The sequence below is a fragment of the Kocuria subflava genome, from assembly GCF_012163155.1.
GTDB lineage: Bacteria > Actinomycetota > Actinomycetes > Actinomycetales > Micrococcaceae > Kocuria > Kocuria subflava.
Genome location: NZ_JAAVUN010000194.1, coordinates 1 through 572 on the forward strand (window position 1 = coordinate 1; position 572 = coordinate 572).

Sequence of the window (572 nt, forward strand, 5' to 3'; positions counted from 1 at the left end):
CTTGTCGTCCAGGGCAGCACCCTTGAGCTGGGTGAACCTGTGCAGCAGGTCCTCCGGGGTCATGCGCTGCTTCTCCTCCGGGGAGGCGTCCAGGATGATCCGGCCCTCGTGCATCATGATCAGCCGGTTCCCCACGTCCAGGGCCTGGTTCATGTTGTGGGTGACCATCAACGTGGTCAGCCCCTGGGCCTGGACCACCTGCTTGGTCAAACGGGTCACCAGTTCGGCGCGCTGCGGGTCCAGCGCGGCCGTGTGCTCGTCCAGCAAGAGCACCTTGGGCTTGGAGAACGTGGCCATGAGCAGGCTCAATGCCTGACGCTGGCCGCCCGAGAGCAGCCCCACCTTGGTCTTGAGCCGGTTCTCCAGGCCGAGTTCGAGCACCTTGAGTTCCTCGGCGAAGCGTTCCCGCTTGGACCCGGTGACCGCCCGGGCCAGCCCGCGGACCGCGCCGCGGCGGTCCGCCAGGGACAGGTTCTCCTCGACCGTGAGGTTGGGGGCGGTACCCGCCATGGGGTCCTGGAACACCCGGCCCACCCGAGCAGCTCGTTTGTGTTCGGGTTGCTTGGAGATCT

Annotated in this window: 1 protein-coding gene; it reads right to left on the bottom strand. The window is 67.0% G+C overall.

From position 1 onward, the window contains the following. On the bottom strand, window positions 1-572 hold a 572-nt coding region (locus GTW58_RS13730; RefSeq protein ID WP_168023624.1), incomplete at both ends, for an ABC transporter ATP-binding protein.